This is a genomic window from Psychrilyobacter piezotolerans (assembly GCF_003391055.1).
GTDB classification, from domain to species: domain Bacteria; phylum Fusobacteriota; class Fusobacteriia; order Fusobacteriales; family Fusobacteriaceae; genus Psychrilyobacter; species Psychrilyobacter piezotolerans.
Genome location: NZ_QUAJ01000008.1, coordinates 51,445 through 70,198, shown reverse-complemented (window position 1 = coordinate 70,198; position 18,754 = coordinate 51,445). Strand labels below are relative to the sequence as shown.

The following is an 18,754-nucleotide window of genomic DNA, read 5'->3' as shown; positions in this document are numbered from 1 at the left end:
AATAGATTTAATTTATCTCTTGCCCTTTTTAAAATATTAAATATGCTTATTTCGGAACTTTGGGAGGGGAAATAGGGTTAAAATAAACTCTCTATAAAATTAAAAAAATTAATTTCATTAAAAAAATCTTTTTCTGCTATAGAAGGAATAGTTTTATTAACTATAGATTTCACTATTTTTTCAGTAAATGGAATTTTTAATCCTACTATAATATTATTTTTTAAACAATATTCTTCAATCATCTCACTATGGTGGGAGGACAGGTCGAATTTATTAATAACTACCTGGACTTTAAGATTGAATTTTTTAGTCAATTGGTGGATTCTTTTCAGGTCGTGAAGCCCGGAAAAAGTAGATTCAGTAACTATGATAACCTGGCTGGCTCCTGTGATAGAGCTGATAACATTACAGGCAATCCCAGGGGAGCCGTCTACTACTATATATTTTTTATTGTTTAAAACTGCCAATGCTTTGGCTTTTTTTCTGACTTCAGCCACTAATTTTCCAGAAGTTTCCTCCCCGGGGATCAGTTTTGCATGGACAAAATTTCCAAAAGCTGTGTCTGATTCATAGAGTTCTCCCACAACTGCATCCTCCATTGAGATTGCATCTACAGGGCAGATAAACTCACAGAGCCCGCACCCCTCGCATTTCGACTGAGTTAAGGTTATATCCTTTGAGATGGCTGAAAATTTACAGTGTTTTTCACAGAGCCCGCACTTAATACATTTTTCCTTATCTATAATGGCTTTTTTTAACCCTACAAATCTATGGGTAGATCTTATTTTAGGATCCAATAAGATATTTAGATCTGGAGCATCTACATCACAGTCAGCAATGATTAGATCTTGTAAATACGGGATAAGAGATGCTGTTAAAGTGGTTTTCCCAGTTCCTCCCTTACCGGAGATAACTACAATTTCATTTATGTTCATAATGATCTCCTCCCCTCTGCAATTTTTTTATAGATATCACTAAAGAAATCTTGATATTCAGGAAGGGAATCGCTAAAAATCTTCCCGTCAGCATAAAGTTCAGCTATTTTTTTATCAAAGGGGATCTCTCCCAAAATTTCTATATTTTCATCCTCACAATAATGATAGATCTCCTCATCTCCTAATCCGGCTTTGTTGATAATAAGTCCCAAAGGGATCTTCATTTCACGGAGCATCTCCACAACCATCTTCATATCACTGACCCCGAATGGTGTAGGCTCTGAAACGATTACAGCATAATCCACATCTTCCACTGCTGCCACTGTGGCACATGAAGTACCGGGAGGAGAGTCAATAAAAATCGTTTTTCCATCTAAATCAGAATATTTTTTTAACTGATCTATGATTTTTACTCCCGACATTTCACCGATATTTAAAAGACCGTAATGAAGTTCTGTATTATATTTTGATCGGCCTTTAAATATTTTTCCAATCTCACGTTTTTTATATGTGATAGCACCATTTGGGCAGACTAATTTACAGCCGCCGCAGTCATGGCAGCTTTCACGGAAGATAATTACCTGGTTTTTAGCGGGGAGAATAGCATGATAATTACAGAAATCCCCGCATTTACCACAGAGGTTGCAAAGTTCTTTGTCAATAGACGGATACAGTGTATATACAGGTTCGGAGGCTGAATTTTTCATGTCCATAAAAATATGTAAATTTGGCTCCTCCACATCGGAATCTATACCTATAGAATGTTTTATATTTACAGCGAAATTAGAGGTGACAGTAGTTTTACCTGTCCCTCCTTTCCCGCTTAAGACAGCTATCTTCATAATCTAGTCAGTCCTTTTTTCTTTGTTATTTCTTTTAATTTACCGGATTTATACGCTTCTAAAACCTCTCCTACAGTTTTATAATCCTCCTGAGAAACAGTTTTTATTTCAAAAGCTTCCATGGCTTTTTCAGCCTTAGGTCCCAGATGAGGAACGACAGCTATGTCTACATTATATTTCGAAATTAATTTTACTGCTTCACCCCCTGCACCACTGGCTTCATTTTTAGCTGTATTTTCGATAGTCTCCACTATCATTGTATCCATATCTATGATAGTAAAGTTTTCTGTTCTGCCAAATCTTTCATCGATTAAACTATCCAATCCTTCTTTTTTTGAACATATGGATATTTTCATATTGTTCCTCCTAATTTTATTTTACTTCTGTTATTTATAATTTCCATGCATACTTATCCTTCTTAAATTCAGTATACAGAAATATTTGTCTGTCAAAATTTATATTTTTAAGATAAGCCGAAATAAATTCGGCTTACATAAATTAATATTGTTTTTAATGATTACACTCATGATCCCCATGATGATGACTACAAGCAGATCCAGTAGATGCCAGCTGTCCATCTAAAAATGTATTTAAATTGTCTGCAATACTTCCAGTAGCTCCTAAGATAACATCTATATTTTGTGTTTTAAAGAGATTGATTGCCATAGCTCCCATCCCCCCTGTAATTACAGTAGTAATCTTATGTTCACCTAAAAATTTTGGTAATACACCAGGTGCATGAGGCGGCGGAGTGATGAATTCTTCCGATACAACTTCCCCTCCCTTTGTATTCAACACTTTAAACTCGGCACAATGTCCAAAATGCTCCTCGACATTTAACCTGTCATTTGTGGGAAATGCGATTCTTAATTCCATAATTTGTTCCTCCTTATATTTTAATTTAATAGTTAATGCTTATTTTTTATAACAATAGCTTTTTCATTTAAAAAACTATCGACAATTTTTTTTCTTCCGGAATTCAATAACCTTTGAATAGTTCCACGGGAGATCCCCATCAATTCACTGGCTTCTATCTGGCTTTTTCCTTCGTAATCACAGATTCTAATGGCTTCAAATTCATCGGCTTCAATATTATTTAGATCTATCTCTTTCATTGAAATACCTACTGGTTTGTATACAATTTCATTTTCCAAAAATCGACAACACCTCTTCTTTTTTCTATTCATAAAACCTCCTAGCATGTGCATATGCACACTCAAACTATACTCCTACCTTACCACTTTGTCAATAAAATATTTTTAAATTGTAAAATATAATGTCCCACCTTACAAAAAATAAAAGACTCATAATAAAATCTAATACAAGTTAAACACCACATAAAACCAGTATAAGAAGATTGTCATGAGTCAGATTAATTTTAACATTAAATCAAAAAAAATTAAACAAATAAAATTCAGAGAAATGACAGGAAGTGGATACCAAAAATATCGAGACTGATAAATATTCAAAGAGCAAATAAAGCTGCAATTTCCAAAAAATTTTTAATTTAATTTTTATTGACAAAATTACAAGATAGGAGTATATTCTTAGTGTGCATATGCACAAAACAGAGAGAGGGAGAATTATCCCACGTTAAAAAAAAAGATATTGTCGTTTATTGGATGAAGAAAGGGAGTAAGTAGTATGATAGATGAAAATTTTCTTTTGAAGATGAATATTCAAGAACTTTTTAAAAAGTATCCTTTTATCGTAGAAATTTTTGAAAATTACGGATTAAAGTGTAGGGGATGTACTTTTTCTGAAAAGGTAACCTTAGAAGAAGCTTTAGAAAGTTCTAAATTACCTTCGAAAGAAATTATTGAAGAAATATTGGAGCATTTGGAAATACTTCCTTAGCCGAGGATTTAAAAATAAATAATTATTTATAAAAAATTTATACGGAGATGATTAGCAGATGGAAAAGAAAACAATTGAAAATTACAAATGCGGATATAACTGCTCCCAGGCAATTTTAAAATCATGTTCTCATGAGCTTGAAATTGATGAAGAAGCACTTATAAAACTATCTTCCGGTCTTGGTTTTGGAATGTATACCGGGCAGACATGTGGAGCAGTAACTGCAGCAAACATAATATTTGGACTGAAATACGGAAGCAGTGATTATAACGACAAGGACAGTTTAAGAAAAGTTTATAAAATGATAAAAACTTTTGAAACATCTTTTAAAGAAAAAAATTTTTCATTGAATTGCGGTGAGCTTAAAAAAGTCTATAAAGTGGATTGTGAAGTTTTGATTAAAACTTCTGCTGAAATATTGAAAGAACTTTTAAATAAATAATTCTTTAGAATAAGATTGTATTTCATACAAATAAAATAAAAGATGGGAAGTGATTATAGATGGTATCTACGGAAGAAATAATGGAAAATTTGATGTATACAAAAAAATTAATGGATCATTTTATGAATCCTAGAAACGTTGGAGTAATGGAAAATCCTGATGGATATGGAAAAATAGGAAGTCCATCTTGTGGAGATATGATGGAGATCTTCTTAAAAATAGAAGATGAAGTAATCATAGATGCAAAATTTAGAACATTTGGATGTGCATCAGCTATTGCCTCCTCATCGGTAACTACAGAGATGATCATAGACAAAACTATAGAAGAAGCATTACAATTGACAAATAAATCTATTGCAGAAAATTTAGATGGTTTACCAGCATCAAAATTACATTGTTCAGTTTTAGCTGAAGAAGTTATAAATGCAGCAATAGAGGATTATACATCTAGAAAATAATGATTTTACTGGGGATAGAGACTATCCCTTTTTTTTATTTATTTCAGGAAAACCTTACAAATTTTCGATAAAAAATCCATTATTTATAGGAGAGATAGATAGTTAAAAAAATATTGAAGGAATTTTTCAGTACTTCCAGTAAAAGATTGTTAATGATGTCTGTGAAAATTCATATTTTTTTATTAAGTGATTAGCAAGCATAGAAATAAATAAAAGTGAAGTTATTGTTGGTCTTTTGGGTGGTAGGTGTTCATTTAAAAAAATGGAGGTATTTTATGGCTAAAGTAGCAAGAAAGATGGTAGAAGATGCCGGAGTTGACGTTGAAAAACTTTTGGATTTATTAATTAAGAACGCAGCAGCTGAGTTAACTACTTTTTACTACTATACAATTCTTAGATGTAATCTTATAGGATTGAAAGGAGAAGGGATAAAAGAAATTGCAGAGACTGCCAGAATAGAAGACAGAAATCATTTTGAAGCTTTGATTCCGAGAATTTATGAGCTCGGGGGAAAATTACCTGATGATATGAAAGTTTTTCATGATATGTCAGCATGTCCTCCGGCTAATTTACCAAAGGATCCCAGCAATGTTGAAGAAATATTAAAAGTTTTATTAAACGCAGAAAGATGTGCTGTTCGTGGTTATACCGAAATCTGCAACATGACTGCCGGAAAGGATCACCGTACCTATGATCTGGCATTAGCTATCCTCAATGAGGAAATTGAACACGAGTCTTGGTTTGCGGAATTTTTGGGGGAAGGTCCTTCTGGACATTTTTTAAGAAGAGGTGAAACCTCACCATTCGTTTCTAAATTTATGAAATAAGTATGGATTTATAAATGACTTTATAAAAATTAAACAGGGAGGAATTATGGCAAATAAAAAAATTGAGGTTGAGGTTGCAGAAGCATTCGGTAGAGAATTTGTAAAGGGTAATCTTCCGGAGATAAATCCGATCCGTTGTTTAGGGTGCTCAAATTGTGTTGCTCTATGCAAAAAATTGGGACCAAATGTATTGGAAATTGTGGATGGCATCGCAAAAGTAGTGCGTCCAGAAAACTGTATCGGCGATGGAGCATGTATGAATGCCTGTCCGACTAAAGCAATATTTCTTATGAGCAGACATGATCCCAAAAATCCACCTGAATCTGTATAAGTTAGGGAAGATGAGATTTGGAACTATAATTGCAACTCTTATACCCAATGAAATAGGATCTAACGATGATGATTAAAAAGAGGTGTAAACCTCTTTTTTTGTTACCTTAAAGTTTTCATCACCATCAAACACACCTATCTTTTATAGAATACCCCCCTATAGTTTTTATACAGTATGTCTTTTAAATTGAACTTTGTCAATAAATATAAGAGTTTTGACTTTTCATTTTTTATTATATATAATAGGTATAGAGAGTATTTCAACAGGAGGTCAATATGGAAGCTAAAATTAAAAATTCTTGTGAAATTTGTGATGAAGAAGGTCAGGTTTCGTATGAAAAAGAAAAAAAAGTTTTTATTACAAGGTTAAATAGGATAGAGGGTCAAATCAGAGGTATCAAAAAACTCATAGAAAATGATGCTTATTGTGATGATGTATTAAACCAGATAAGTTCAGCTAAATCTGCTTTAAATGGTGTCGGAAAAGTGCTTTTAGAAAAACACATGGAAAGTTGTGTTGCTAAAAAATTAAAAAAAGACGATCCTGAGATCATTCAAGAGTTTATAAAAACAGTAGGTAGGCTTCTGAAATAGAAGAAGGCTATTAAAAAAAACTCTTAAAAATTGGAAGGAACAACTGATAGAAAAAAATGGAAAGGAGTTCTGGCTATGAAGGCTTATCTATATGATAAATTAATGAGTAAAGTCGAAAAAAAGATGCTGCACAAGGAAAGAAGTATCCTTCTAAAAAATATTGAAGGAAGAGTTATAGAATTTGGAGCTGGAACCGGTGTTAACTTTGAATTTTATTCGAAGCATCGAGTAACAGCCGTAGAGCCGGATAAGGAGTTAAGTCTGGAGGCTGAGAAAAAAATCGGTGAGAAAAATATAGAGATAGTTTCTGCTTCAGGAGAAGATCTGCCCTTTGATGATAATACATTCGATACTATAGTGATAACCCTGGCTCTGTGTACAATTCCTGATCCTGATAAGGCATTGAAAGAAGCTAAAAGAGTGTGCCGGCCAAATGGAAAACTTCTAGTCCTGGAACATATTAAAAATGAAAAGAACTTTTTATTTTTCTTACAAAATATCCTTACTCCTGCATGGAAGATCTTTGCAATGGGCTGCCATTTAAACAGAGATACCCTTAATACTATTGAGGTTAATAACTTTGAAAAAATTTCTTTAAAATACTTTTTTGGAGACAACTTCATAAGGGGAACTTTTAAAAATATAAAATAAAGTCAATAATAAAATGAACCTTAAAAGGACACTTCATGAGTGTCCTTTTCTTTCTTCAGGGTGTTTGATTCCCTCTATAGGTTCTATTGCAGTAACCTTGTATCCTTCAGATTCAATGGCTGCTTTTAAAACCTCCTCATCCACATCTCCAGATACATATGCCTCCTTTTCATCCAAAAGAACCTTCACCTCTTCCACTCCATCGATAGATTTGAGTTTTTTTTAAATTTTATCCGTGCATTTGCTGCAAACCATTCCTTCTATCAAAATCTTTCTCATAAATCTCCTCCTCATCCTTATTAATTTTCTTCTTTAACCTTCGATCTCCTCAAATATTATTTACGAAAGTCTTATATTTTTTCCTCTTCAAGGTGTACCAGATAAATGGATAAGGTCCTCAATTAATAATAGACATAATCCTGACAGGCAAGGGTTCTCTTTAAAATAGACCCCGTAAAAGAGGAGCATGGGAAATAGAGAGTATAAAATACAGTATAGTTATAGAATTTTCAGAAATTGATATTCAAAGACATCGAAAAAAGGGGGGAAGCTATGGAAAGATTAATATTGATGGGAGGAATTTTCCTGATGTTATTTATATTGGAAAGAATAATGCCTCAGGTAGGCAGGAATATTGTTGGAAAGAGCCATGACATAAGTAATCTGGGACTTGGGGCAGTTAACTTACTTATTGGAAGGTATTTTGCACTATTCACAGTTTATGCCCTGGCCAAATACCTTGAGAACTTAGAAGTGGGGGTTATGAATATGACCTCTTTTGATTCTAAATTTAAACTTATCTTAGGAGTTATACTTTTAGACTGTGTAAACTACTGGTGGCACCGGCTCCTTCACAGGGTTTCCTTTCTAATGCGGTTTCACAGTGTTCATCATACAGACAGGCTGCTCAACGTTTCTTCTGCTCTGAGATTTCATTTTTTTGAGGTACTCATGGGCCATCTTTTCAAGCTTCCCTTTATTCTTTTAATGGGAATACCCGTAGAAGCCCTTCTGCTTTATGATGTGATATTTAATATTAATGTATATTTTCATCACAGCAATATAAGAATCAATCGGAGCTTGGACCTCCTTCTTTCTAAGCTTATTGTGACTCCTTATATCCATAGGATTCATCATTCTTTAAAGTGGAAGGAGTCAAACTCCAACTTTTCATCCTTTCTGATACTATGGGATAAAATTTTTGGAACCTTCCACCCCCAGGGGGATATATCTACACCTAAGTATGGAATACCCGGATATACCCAAGATAAATATCAGCACTTTTCATACATGATGAAGCAGCCCTTTATAGAAGAAAAATCATAAAAAATCACAGGAGTGTATTTATAATTTTTTTTAAGTACTAAAGGATTAAGAACTGCAGAGTAGTAAGTTATAGATTAGAAAGAAATATGGGGGTTAAAGATATGAGGTTAGTGCAGAAATACGGAGGTAGTTCCGTGGAAAGCATAAATAAGATTAAAAAAATAGCAAAAAACATTGCCAGTTTAAAAAGAAACGGCAAGGAACTCGTAGTTGTGGTGTCGGCCATGGGGAAAAGAACTGATGAACTTTTAAAAAAAGCTCGATCTGTCAGCAAAACTCCCAACAGAAGAGAGCTGGACAGACTTCTTTCCATAGGAGAACAGGAAACTATTGCACTTCTTACTATTGCACTCCATGAGGAGGGTATAGATGCCATATCCTATACGGGATATCAGGCTGGTATAACAACTACAGGACTTCATACAAAGAGTCGGATAAAAAAGATCGATACCCAAAGAATTGAAAAAAGTCTAGATGATGGGAAACTGGTAATAGTTGCAGGCTTCCAGGGGATAAACAAGAACGGGGATATAACAACCCTTGGAAGAGGTGGATCCGATACAAGTGCAGTAGCTTTGTCAGCGGCCCTGAACTGCCCGTGCGAGATATATACAGATGTAAATGGGATCCACACTGTGGATCCCAAAGTATATGGCAGTGCCAAAAAATTGGATTGTATATCTTATGAAGAGATGATGGAGATGTCCAAGTTGGGAGCAGGGATAATGGAAGTAAGGGCCGTCGAGTTGGGGAAAAAATTTAGGGTTCCAATCTATGTTGGAAGGGCCCTCGGGAAAATAGCGGGAACTAATATAAAGGAGAAGAGCGATAATATGGAGGAGAAGGTAATAACAGGCCTTAGCATAAATGAACGTATACTTATGATAGAAATACAGAATATTGAACACAGTCCCCAAGAGATGGCCTATATATTCAGTGAGTTGAGCAGAGCCCATGTTAACGTAGATATGATAAGTCAGATAAAAGGGTTTAACCTTTCCTTTACCTGCCCCTTAAATGAGGAGGAACTCTTTGACAACGCCATGAAAAAGATAATGAAAAAGCTTCCAAATATAGAGAATACCAAAAATAGGGAACTCATAAAGATCTCACTGGTGGGAATAGGAATAATGGGCCACTTTGGAGTTATTAGTTCTTTGTTTGAAGTTTTTGCAGAGGAGAACATTAATTTTTATAAGATCACTACATCTGAGATAAGCATCTCCTATATCATAGATAGAAAAAATATGAAAAAAGCTGTAACTGCTCTGGCAAAAGCGTTTAACCTTTAGAGAGAGAAGACATGAAATATTAAAAAATATAAGGACAATTTAGGTCTATCAAGAAATAAGAATAAGCGTGATTATATTTGAAGGATCAGGGGACAACATTTGTCCCCTCTTTTTATTCTTCACACAATTTTCACAGAGATCTTCTATACTTAAGTATAAGAAGATAATAAGGATGTGATTGCAATGATGCATGGATTTGGATATGGAAACTCTATGTTTATGGGAGGAGGGATCTTTATGTTTATATTTTGGATATTAATAGCCGTATTGATAGTCTCTCTATTAAAAGATAGTTCTTTAGGAAAAAATAGGCACTCTAAACAAAGTGAAACACCCATGGAAATCTTAAAAAAAAGATATGCTAAAGGAGAGATTACAAGGGAACAATATCAAAATATGAAAGAAAAACTGAAAGACTAATAAAAATTAAGGGAGTGATTAAAATGAAAAAGAAAATTATAGTAGGGTTATTAATAGTATCGGCATTATCATTTGCAGCTGTAAACAATAACCAAATAAATATGAATAACAACAGTCAAAGGGGGACACACTATTCTCAAATGATGAATAATTTATCGGTAAGCCAGCAGAATGAATTAACCAATATGATGCAGGATAGAAGGGAGGCTAACTATAAAAAAGGTTTGGACATAAGATCTAAGCAATTAGAATTAGAAAAATTACTATCAAAAGATAAAGTAAACTGGCAGAGCGTAGAAAGAGTAAATAATCAAATATCAGATATGAAATCTAAACAAAGATTAGATAATATGAAATTTAGAAAGAATGTAGAAGATAAATTTGGAATAACTATGGGGTATAAAGGGATGAATGGACATATGGGTGACGGAAGTGGCAGACATATGGGCAATGGAATGATGAATGGAAATGGCAGACATATGGGCAATGGAATGATGAATGGAACTAGAGGTTACTAAACTGAATATGATGATAGATTAAAATAGGATATCCTAAATAGGGTACCCTATTTTTTTACTTTTAAAATCTTTGTTTTAATACAAATATCCAAAAACACCGGCAGATATTTCCCCATTAATATCGGTGAAATAGTCATCGATTTTACAGACAGACAAGGTATTATATCTAAAGAATAAAGGAAATTCAGCAAAAAATCTATATATTAAAATTAATACTTTTATTTTATAAATAAAACAATTTAAATAATAGCAAAAGGAGTGTATTTTATGAAAATTCTTATAGTAGGCGGAGTAGCTGGTGGTGCGTCTGCAGCTGCAAGACTCAGAAGATTGAACGAGGAAAATGAAATAATTATGTTTGAAAGAGGGAAATATATATCCTTTGCCAACTGCGGATTACCCTATCATATAGGGGGGGTTATAAAGGATAGAGACGCCCTGTTGGTCCAAACCGTAGAGGGAATGAGGTCTAGATTTAACATCGATGTCAGGATAAAAACAGAGATACAGAAGATAGATAGAGAGGCTAAAAAAATAATAGCTAAAAATCTTGAAACCGGGAAAACTTATGAAGAATCCTATGATAAGATTCTGCTTTCTCCAGGTGCAGAAGTATTTGTGCCGCCTATCAAAGGTGCAGATTCTCCTAGAGCATTTATCCTCAGGAATATGAAGGATATGGATAAGATAATAGCTCATGTAAAAAATAATAATGTAAAAAAAGCTGTAGTAGTGGGAGCTGGATTTATAGGGATAGAGATAGCTGAAAATTTTGTGGAATTGGATATGCAGACTACAGTAGTAGAGTTCGGCTCCCAGGTATTGGCACCGGTAGATGCAGAGATAGCAGCTCAAATTCATCAAAATATGAAAGAACACGAAGTTGAATTGTTCTTGGAGCATGGAGTGACTGAGATAATCGATGGTGAAAATTCATCAACCGTTAAGATCGCAAAAGCTGGAGAAAAAGAAGCTTCAATAGAGATAAAAGCTGAAATAATCATCCTGGCAGCGGGAGTAAGACCTGAAACAGCCCTAGCCGAAAGTGCTGGATGTGAAATCCATGAAAGATTCGGTATAAAAGTAGATGAATATATGGAAACATCTGTAAAAGACATCTATGCTGTAGGAGATGCTATCACTGTAAATCACTTTATAAACGGACAGGAGATAAATATTCCACTGGCATGGCCTGCAAACAGACAGGGTAGACTGGTAGCAGATATCATTCTAGACAGACCCAATAAACAGCCGTATAAAGGAACAATGGGAACTTCTATCTTAAAGGCTTTTGACTATACAGTAGGAGCTACAGGATTAAATGAAAAAACACTCCAAAGGTCTGGGTTAGTATATGGTAAAGATTATTATACAGCTACCATAAACAGAAACTCCCATGCAGGATATTATCCAGGAGCGACTCCATTGACATTAAAAGTAATCTTTACTCCAGAAGGGAAGATACTGGGAGCTCAAGGAATTGGACATAAGGGTGTAGATAAAAGAATAGATGTCATTGCAGCGGCTATCAAAGGAGGGATAAATGTTGCTGAACTTCAAGAAATAGAATTAGCCTATGCACCGCCATTTAACTCGGCTAAAGATCCGGTAAATATCTTGGGATATTATGCAGAAAATATATTGAATAAGGATATCAGGGTAGCCAGAATAGATGAAATAGAAAGTCTGACAGCTGCAGGAAACTATGAATTACTGGATGTAAGAACTGCTGATGAGAGGGAATTAGGAGCTATTCCCGGGGGGATCCATATCGATTTGGCAGAATTAAGAACCAGGATAGATGAATTAGATAGGGAAAAGACATATATAGTCTATTGCCAAGTCGGATTAAGAGGATATCTTGCCTATAGAATGTTAGTAAATTTGGGGTATAAAGCACTTAATTTAGATGGCGGATATAAATTGTGGGAACCGGCCAGTCATGACCAGTCAAATATAGGAATATTTGAAGGAAAGGAAGCAGAAAATTTCATCCATCATGAAAATCATCCTCTGGACAATGAAACTATGCTGGTAGATGAGGAAAGGACTTTTAGGAATATAAAAACAATAGATATAGATGCCTGTGGTCTCCAGTGTCCAGGACCAATTTTAAAAACTAAACAAAGTATGGAAGGGTTAAAAGAGGGGGATATCCTTTCTATTAAGGCTTCAGATTTGGGATTTAAAAAGGATATAAAGGTCTGGGCTGAAAAAACAGGAAATAAACTGGTCAGTGTGAATAGCGAAGACGGTGTTATTACGGCAAATATACAAAAATTAAAAAAATTACCTCCTCAAGGAACTAAAATAATGAAAGACCCCGACAATAAACAAACTATGGTAGTGTTCTCCGGGGATTTAGATAAGGTACTGGCATCGTTTATCATAGCCAACGGAGCCCTGGCCATGGGAAAAGAGGTATCTATGTTCTTTACTTTCTGGGGATTAAATGCCCTTAGAAAAGAAAATTTCACAAATAAAAATAAATCATTTATAGATAAGATGTTTGGAATGATGATGCCCAAGGGAGTTAATAAGCTGAAGTTATCCAATATGAATATGGGTGGAATGGGAACTATGATGATGAAGAAGGTAATGCATGATAAAAATGTGGATACCCTGCCGACCCTTTTGAAGACTTATCTTGAAAATGGCGGAAAGATAATAGCATGTCAAATGTCTGTAGGTATTATGGGATTTAGTCACGACGAACTAATAGATGGGATAGAATATGGAGGAGTAGCAGCATTTTTAGGAGAATCCGAAGAATCTTATTCAACATTGTTTATATAAAAAAAACATAAAAAGGAGTTTTGGCCTAAAAAATTTTAACTAATGACAATTAATAAAAAAAATATTTACAAATAGGGAGGAAGAATATGTCTAAACCATTAAAATATGGAACCAAAGTATATCTTAAAAGTCAAACAGACGGCCATTCAGGACGGTGGCTTTGCGGATGTAGAGATGATGAAAATAAAGGGGTTTATACCACCGATAAAAAAAAAGAACCGAAAAAAATAAATACTTATAAATGGGAAATATGGGAAACTCCGAATTCTATTGGAAGCGGAGATATTATATCCGGTAATACTGTATTTTTAAAATGCTTATATGAAAAAGAAGGTATGATAAACAGCTGGCTCACTGGTGGAAGGGGTGATGAAAACAAAGAGGTGTATACAAAACATGGTGGCACTGAATTTAAGGAAACTTTTCAATGGCAAATTTTATTGAGCGAAGAATCTCATAACAGGCCTATTTATTTAAATGATAATATTTATTTAACTTTAAATTTGAGTGGGATGCCTCCTCTATATCTTACTGGTGGAAGAGGTCACGGAAATAAAGATGTATATACTCGAAAAAGTATCGATAAAATAAGTACCTTTTTATGGAAACTCAAAGAGGTGAAATCCATATAAAAGTTCCATAATAATTCTTTCTTAACTTTCATTTCTAATACTAATAAAATCAATATTAAAAGGACGCTATAAATTTAGCGTCCTTTTATTTGGTACTTTTTTAATTTTTGTCACAATATTCTTTCCGCTATAATTATATTATTTAAGATTATATTAATTTTTTAAAATAGTTACAGGTTGATGGAGCATTGTGTTATTGGGATAGAAAACAAGTTCGTTCTCCATGGTAATTATTTCTACATAGAATAACTTCATATTATGTATAACTCCTTCAATCTGATCATCTCCACTTCCTACTCTCACTTTGTCCCCAAGTTTTATATTATAGTTGAAAAAGAGAATAACACCAGAGGAAATATTACTAAGATTTGACCATGAAGCAAAACAAGCAGTACCTATTATGGTAAAGGTAGTAGCAATAATAAGGAAAAATTCCCTAAGTTTTACTCCCCACACCAGTAGCAATGTGGAAAAAATTATAATTCCTACAAAAAAAACAACAAATCTTTCGGTTATTTTTATTCTTTCGTGAGAAAGAAATTTTTTTCTTCCAAACCTCTCAATTCCTTTATAGAAAATCATCCTAACAATTAAAAATACCACAATGAGTAAAATACTTAATAATATATTCTCTATAGGTTTGAATAATATATTCATATTTTCTGAAAATTTTAATGGTATATTCATATTTTTGCCTCCATTCACTCTCATAAAAATTGTAATTTTTATGAGAGTGTTATTTAATCTAAATTATAATCTTTAAGACCTATAGTACTATATGGTGGGCCATTTCGTCAAACACTTCACCTATTTTTCAAAGAAATTTCTTAGATCCATTTTTTTAACTTTAGTACAGCCAGAGTTATTATTATGGATAAAATCATAAGAAAAATGCACAGTGGATACCCGAAGCTCCAGTTTAATTCTGGCATAATATTAAAATTCATCCCATAAATTCCGGCGATCAAAGTTGGAGGAGCAATGCACACTGTGACAACAGTAAAAATTTTAATTATTTGATTTTGTTCCAGTTCAATTTTACTGGATATATTTTCTTTCAGATCATTTAATCTGTCAAAATTATAATTGATATGTCCGTTTATTACTGCCAGATCTTTATTCTCATAAATTAAAAATTTTTTATTTTTTTCATCTATGAGTGGGCTTCTTTTGAGCTGCAGTATAATCCTCTGTAATTCTATCAAACACTCTTTAAGTTGAATGTTGTCTAACTTTATTTTAGTAAGATTATCAAGTTCCTCTAGAGAAATATTTTTAAGATTAAGAACTTTCTTAAAATATTTTTTTACTTTTTTTGATATTAATTCTATCAAATCAGCATAATAATCCGTAAGAGCACTTAAAAAAAGCAGAGAGATTCTTTGACCTGAAAAATTTTTATCAATATCAAAAATTCGATTTTTTAAAATTTGCATAAGAGATATTTTAGAAATACCATTTGAGTTTAAAATGACAAGATCTTCTAAAATTACTATATGAACAAAACCTTCCTCTATTCTTTCCTGCTCAGTCAAATTTGGAATGGTCAAATTTAAAAATATATGTGAATCTTCTTCTACATATCTTGAACTTATCTCTATTTCGTTTCTTTTGTCCAAAGGTTGAAAAGTAAACTTAAATTCTTTAGATAATCTGATCATCTCTTGTTCATTTGCCTCAACCAGGTTAACACATAAAATTTCAGAACGATCAATGTCTAGTTCATCGAGACTCGATATCTTTTTAATTGTTCCGTTTTGTAATAAAACCTCAATCATCTATTCCCTCCAATTCTATATTTATGCAACACAAATATATTAACATATATCCATTGATAAATATAGAATATGTTAATTTAACCCTATTTTTTTTTATTTCAGTTGTCCATAAAATTTCGATGTTTTCTAACTTAAAATAGATCTCCTCCGCACTTCAACTCCCAAATACAATATTCTAATTCATTATAGACCACTAGGGAAACATTGATTTTATTGAAATATTGTAGTATAAAGTATGGCGGGCTTAAAGTATATAATCTAGGGGGAGAAGATGAAAGTATCTAAAGGATTATTAAAAAAATTAGAAGAACTATATTCTCAGTATGAAAAAGAAGTTCCAAAGACAGAAGAAAATGAATATTTAAAAGCAAATACCAGAAAAACTTATTTATTGCATAGTAATAATTTTATGAGATGGCTTAAAAATGATTTTGAACCAGGAGAAAGGAATGAATAAAAGAATTATGAAAATACTCTATGGAACAACTAATGATTCAAAAATTAACCATATGAAAAAAGATTATCAGGGTTTCCAATAGATTCACTTTCTAAAGAAATTCAAAGTGGGAAATATTATTTAGAAATAAAGAATGAATCTGAAAGTAAAGACAAGATGGAAGATGGATTCAAAAGATTTTTTGAAAATAATTTAAAAGAATTGATAGATTAAAAAATTAATATAAAAAGGGAGCAATAATTTTTTGAATTATTGCTCCCTTTTCCGATATTCTATCTCGTTACTATCAATAAAGCTATTCCACCAAGTATTCCAATGATAATTGTTCTAATATAATCTCTTTTTTTTAAACTCAAAATATTCTCCTCCACAGGCTAGGTTTAATTTACTTCTCTATTTAAATATTATATCATACATTATAATGAATTTTTAAAAAATAGTGTTGACATGATATTTAAAGATATTGTAAAATAATACATAATGAATTAATAAAAAACATTTTAGGAGGAAACATGAAAAAATTTCAATGAAACTGACAATTAGTTGAAACTTCCGGCGGGAGTTACGAGATCTATTGCAAATGGATAGTATAGATAAGGTCGGTTTAGAGATATTTCTGTTCCTAACTTCTTTTCTTATAGTTTTAAAAACTATATCTATTGCTTTTTTTTCTGCTTAGATCATCTTTTATATTTTAATACAAAACTTTAAAATTCTATAGGGCAAAATCCCAAAGGGATTCATATTTTTATGCCATTGTTATGGGGCTTTATCGGATAAAAATTATCAATATATATGTGGAGGATACTCCCTGTTTTTATTGAACCATTTTTTTATAGAAAAAAATGGAAGATCAAAGATAGAAAGATTATAAATATTGCGTTAAAAATCAGAAAAAACTAATCATATTTAGAAGAAGGAGAAAAAAATGTTTATAGATACACACATGCACTGTATAGAAGGTTCAGATGACAGTTTCATTAAAATTTCAGAAATTGTAAAAAGAGCAAAAACCATGGGACTCAACGGGATCTGTATTACAGATCACGATAATAATAAAGTTAAAGAATATGCTGTTCAATATGGAAAAAAACATGATTTCAAGATCTTTGTAGGAGCTGAAATCCTAACCCATGAAGGAGATATATTGGTATTTGGATTAGATGATATTCCTACAGAAAAACTTTATGCCCAGGAATTAATAGATTTAGTCAACTCCAAGGGAGGAGTTACCATTGCTGCTCATCCATTCAGGGAAAATAACAGAGGATGCGGAAAACACCTGAAAAATCTAAAAGGTCTTACTGCTATCGAAACTTTTAACGGCAGTACAAAATCTTATAATAATCTAAATGCCTTTGAAAGTGCCATTGAATTGAATTTAGCTACTACGGCAGCCAGTGACTGCCATACCAGTGATGCAATAGGTAAATATTGTACAAAATTTTTGGATGATATTGAAACTGAAAAAGATTTAATAGATGCTATTAAGAGTAGAAGGGTAAGGCCTGCAGTATACAGGGATGGAGAATATATAAAAATAGATAACTATGAGAAATATGGAGAGATTTTTCCAGAAGACTCAGCTTATGGTCGTGTGGTATAAGTAAAAATCGATTAAATAAAGAGACTCTCAGAATATTTTTCTGAGAGTCTTTTTTGGTGATCAGGATCCGGAAATATATAAATTATTCTCCTTGTATTTCTTCAGTATCTCCGAAAGTTTTTGTTCCATCGGCAGATTCTGCTGGAATATCCAGGTTTTCATTATATTTTAAAAGAGATTTTTTTATTTTATTTATAGAAATATCACTAATTCCTGCTTCCTTTAAAGCATTTACAGTTTCTATATTTACCTCAGCACCAGAATAATCACCGATCAGCTTCTGAACCAATTTTTCCAGGTCATTGGGATGATTTGGATCATATCCTTCCAGTGAGCTTAAATCCAAATCAGGATTTTTTTCCATTTCCTTTCTGATCTCATTTCTGACTCTTTTTTTAGTCTTGATAGCCGCCTTTATTTCCTTGTCGGTATAATCTCCTATGGGTTTGCTGAGTTCCTCCAAACCCAAAAATTCTTTAAGTTGATCTTCGTTATAACTGCCCACTTCATCTTTAAGTTGTCCCCAGTTTTTTTTGGCATCTTCTGCTTTTATATTCTTTTCATGTTTTTCGGGTTTATCCCTTTCAGGCTTCTCTTTCTCGGGTTTATCCTTTCCAGAATTGCCTTTAGCATACAGCTCGTTAGTCAGTGTCAGAGAAGCAACCATTATCATAAGTAGCGTCAGTTTTTTCATATTAATCCTCCTGTTTATTAGTAGCGATAACATTATATAACATTTTTGAGATTTTTGCCAAAAAAAAAGAACACTTCAGTGCTCTTAAGTTAATCTTAAATAAATTTTAAATATAATTATTAACCCCAAATTCAAATAATTTATAAGCGATTGTAAGCATTACACAGCCTATAGCAAAGTCTGAAACTTTCCAAGTTATATCTTTCTTAAATAAAGGGGAAAGGAATCCTGCTCCTATTCCAAAACCTTCAATAATAATACTTGGATTCATCACAATTACTCCTTTTAAAATTTAATTT

Annotated in this window: 24 protein-coding genes and 1 pseudogene; 15 read left to right on the top strand and 10 right to left on the bottom strand. The window is 32.8% G+C overall.

What is annotated here, in order from left to right; translation table 11 throughout:
- Positions 1–77: 77 nt before the first annotated feature.
- From DYH56_RS06175 to DYH56_RS06155, 5 genes are all read right to left on the bottom strand, one after another.
- Positions 78–935 carry an ATP-binding protein gene (locus DYH56_RS06175; RefSeq protein WP_114641995.1) on the bottom strand — a complete coding sequence of 286 codons (858 nt, stop codon included), beginning with the start codon at positions 933–935 and terminating at the stop codon, positions 78–80.
- On the bottom strand, positions 932–1,777 hold the full coding sequence (locus DYH56_RS06170) for an ATP-binding protein (RefSeq protein WP_114641994.1): 846 nt from the start codon (positions 1,775–1,777) through the stop codon (positions 932–934). The genes DYH56_RS06175 and DYH56_RS06170 overlap by 4 nt, the downstream gene beginning before the upstream one ends.
- Positions 1,774–2,133 carry a NifB/NifX family molybdenum-iron cluster-binding protein gene (locus DYH56_RS06165; protein ID WP_114641993.1) on the bottom strand — a complete coding sequence of 120 codons (360 nt, stop codon included), beginning with the start codon at positions 2,131–2,133 and terminating at the stop codon, positions 1,774–1,776. The genes DYH56_RS06170 and DYH56_RS06165 overlap by 4 nt, the downstream gene beginning before the upstream one ends.
- Positions 2,134–2,287: 154 nt before the next feature.
- Positions 2,288–2,653, bottom strand: a complete 366-nt coding sequence (locus tag DYH56_RS06160; RefSeq protein WP_114641992.1) for a NifB/NifX family molybdenum-iron cluster-binding protein — start codon at positions 2,651–2,653, stop codon at positions 2,288–2,290.
- Between the two features lie 32 nt (positions 2,654–2,685).
- Entirely contained in the window at positions 2,686–2,964 is a 279-nt protein-coding gene (locus DYH56_RS06155; protein ID WP_114641991.1) for a DUF134 domain-containing protein, read from the bottom strand.
- A 457-nt stretch (positions 2,965–3,421) separates the two neighbouring features.
- On the opposite strand from DYH56_RS06155, the gene DYH56_RS06150 reads away from it, so the two are divergent.
- The 7 genes from DYH56_RS06150 to DYH56_RS06120 all read left to right on the top strand — a co-directional run bounded on the left by DYH56_RS06150 (position 3,422) and on the right by DYH56_RS06120 (position 6,936).
- A complete protein-coding gene (locus DYH56_RS06150) occupies positions 3,422–3,634 on the top strand; it encodes a DUF1858 domain-containing protein (RefSeq protein ID WP_114641990.1) in 213 nt (70 codons plus the stop codon).
- 58 nt (positions 3,635–3,692) lie between these two features.
- Positions 3,693–4,076 (top strand): C-GCAxxG-C-C family protein, encoded by a 384-nt coding sequence (locus tag DYH56_RS06145; protein ID WP_114641989.1) that lies wholly within the window; start codon positions 3,693–3,695, stop codon positions 4,074–4,076.
- An 89-nt stretch (positions 4,077–4,165) separates the two neighbouring features.
- Positions 4,166–4,534 carry a Fe-S cluster assembly scaffold protein NifU gene (gene nifU / locus DYH56_RS06140; RefSeq protein ID WP_114642034.1) on the top strand — a complete coding sequence of 123 codons (369 nt, stop codon included), beginning with the start codon at positions 4,166–4,168 and terminating at the stop codon, positions 4,532–4,534.
- Positions 4,535–4,809: 275 nt separating this feature from the next.
- The gene (gene dps, locus DYH56_RS06135; RefSeq protein ID WP_114641988.1) at positions 4,810–5,361 is read left to right on the top strand and encodes a DNA protection during starvation protein; all 552 of its coding nucleotides are present in this window, start codon (positions 4,810–4,812) and stop codon (positions 5,359–5,361) included.
- A 46-nt stretch (positions 5,362–5,407) separates the two neighbouring features.
- Positions 5,408–5,692 (top strand): ATP-binding protein, encoded by a 285-nt coding sequence (locus DYH56_RS06130; RefSeq protein ID WP_114641987.1) that lies wholly within the window; start codon positions 5,408–5,410, stop codon positions 5,690–5,692.
- 275 nt (positions 5,693–5,967) lie between these two features.
- Entirely contained in the window at positions 5,968–6,285 is a 318-nt protein-coding gene (locus tag DYH56_RS06125) for a metal-sensitive transcriptional regulator (RefSeq protein WP_114641986.1), read from the top strand.
- Positions 6,286–6,360: 75 nt separating this feature from the next.
- Entirely contained in the window at positions 6,361–6,936 is a 576-nt protein-coding gene (locus DYH56_RS06120) for a class I SAM-dependent methyltransferase (protein ID WP_114641985.1), read from the top strand.
- Between the two features lie 33 nt (positions 6,937–6,969).
- On the opposite strand, the pseudogene DYH56_RS16125 reads toward DYH56_RS06120, so the two are convergent.
- Positions 6,970–7,146: pseudogene (locus tag DYH56_RS16125) on the bottom strand (heavy-metal-associated domain-containing protein); the annotation flags it as partial.
- Between the two features lie 342 nt (positions 7,147–7,488).
- Here DYH56_RS16125 and DYH56_RS06110 point away from each other — a divergent pair.
- The 6 genes from DYH56_RS06110 (at position 7,489) to DYH56_RS06085 (ending at position 13,920) form a co-directional block, all read left to right on the top strand.
- Positions 7,489–8,262, top strand: a complete 774-nt coding sequence (locus tag DYH56_RS06110; RefSeq protein WP_114641984.1) for a sterol desaturase family protein — start codon at positions 7,489–7,491, stop codon at positions 8,260–8,262.
- Positions 8,263–8,363: 101 nt separating this feature from the next.
- Positions 8,364–9,554 carry an aspartate kinase gene (locus tag DYH56_RS06105; protein WP_199532982.1) on the top strand — a complete coding sequence of 397 codons (1,191 nt, stop codon included), beginning with the start codon at positions 8,364–8,366 and terminating at the stop codon, positions 9,552–9,554.
- Positions 9,555–9,737: 183 nt separating this feature from the next.
- Complete coding sequence (locus DYH56_RS06100; protein WP_114641982.1) at positions 9,738–9,974, top strand: SHOCT domain-containing protein; 237 nt, start codon at positions 9,738–9,740, stop codon at positions 9,972–9,974.
- 23 nt (positions 9,975–9,997) lie between these two features.
- Positions 9,998–10,492, top strand: a complete 495-nt coding sequence (locus DYH56_RS06095; RefSeq protein ID WP_114641981.1) for a periplasmic heavy metal sensor — start codon at positions 9,998–10,000, stop codon at positions 10,490–10,492.
- Positions 10,493–10,759: 267 nt separating this feature from the next.
- The gene (locus tag DYH56_RS06090) at positions 10,760–13,288 is read left to right on the top strand and encodes an FAD-dependent oxidoreductase (protein ID WP_114641980.1); all 2,529 of its coding nucleotides are present in this window, start codon (positions 10,760–10,762) and stop codon (positions 13,286–13,288) included.
- Positions 13,289–13,374: 86 nt separating this feature from the next.
- A complete protein-coding gene (locus DYH56_RS06085) occupies positions 13,375–13,920 on the top strand; it encodes a hypothetical protein (protein ID WP_114641979.1) in 546 nt (181 codons plus the stop codon).
- A gap of 153 nt (positions 13,921–14,073) precedes the next feature.
- Here DYH56_RS06085 and DYH56_RS06080 read toward each other — a convergent pair whose 3' ends face one another.
- Positions 14,074–14,607: a mechanosensitive ion channel family protein gene (locus DYH56_RS06080; RefSeq protein ID WP_158539079.1), complete on the bottom strand. Its 534-nt coding sequence runs from the start codon at positions 14,605–14,607 to the stop codon at positions 14,074–14,076.
- 140 nt (positions 14,608–14,747) lie between these two features.
- Complete coding sequence (locus tag DYH56_RS06075; RefSeq protein ID WP_114641977.1) at positions 14,748–15,698, bottom strand: CorA family divalent cation transporter; 951 nt, start codon at positions 15,696–15,698, stop codon at positions 14,748–14,750.
- Positions 15,699–15,969: 271 nt separating this feature from the next.
- On the opposite strand from DYH56_RS06075, the gene DYH56_RS06070 reads away from it, so the two are divergent.
- Positions 15,970–16,155 (top strand): hypothetical protein, encoded by a 186-nt coding sequence (locus tag DYH56_RS06070; protein WP_114641976.1) that lies wholly within the window; start codon positions 15,970–15,972, stop codon positions 16,153–16,155.
- 928 nt (positions 16,156–17,083) lie between these two features.
- The gene (locus DYH56_RS06065; RefSeq protein WP_114641975.1) at positions 17,084–17,761 is read left to right on the top strand and encodes a PHP-associated domain-containing protein; all 678 of its coding nucleotides are present in this window, start codon (positions 17,084–17,086) and stop codon (positions 17,759–17,761) included.
- A gap of 82 nt (positions 17,762–17,843) precedes the next feature.
- Here the strand turns inward: DYH56_RS06065 and DYH56_RS06060 are convergent, their stop codons facing one another.
- Both DYH56_RS06060 and DYH56_RS15950 read right to left on the bottom strand, forming a co-directional pair.
- Entirely contained in the window at positions 17,844–18,455 is a 612-nt protein-coding gene (locus DYH56_RS06060) for a hypothetical protein (RefSeq protein ID WP_114641974.1), read from the bottom strand.
- Between the two features lie 106 nt (positions 18,456–18,561).
- Positions 18,562–18,726: a hypothetical protein gene (locus DYH56_RS15950; RefSeq protein ID WP_158539078.1), complete on the bottom strand. Its 165-nt coding sequence runs from the start codon at positions 18,724–18,726 to the stop codon at positions 18,562–18,564.
- Positions 18,727–18,754: the final 28 nt, after the last annotated feature.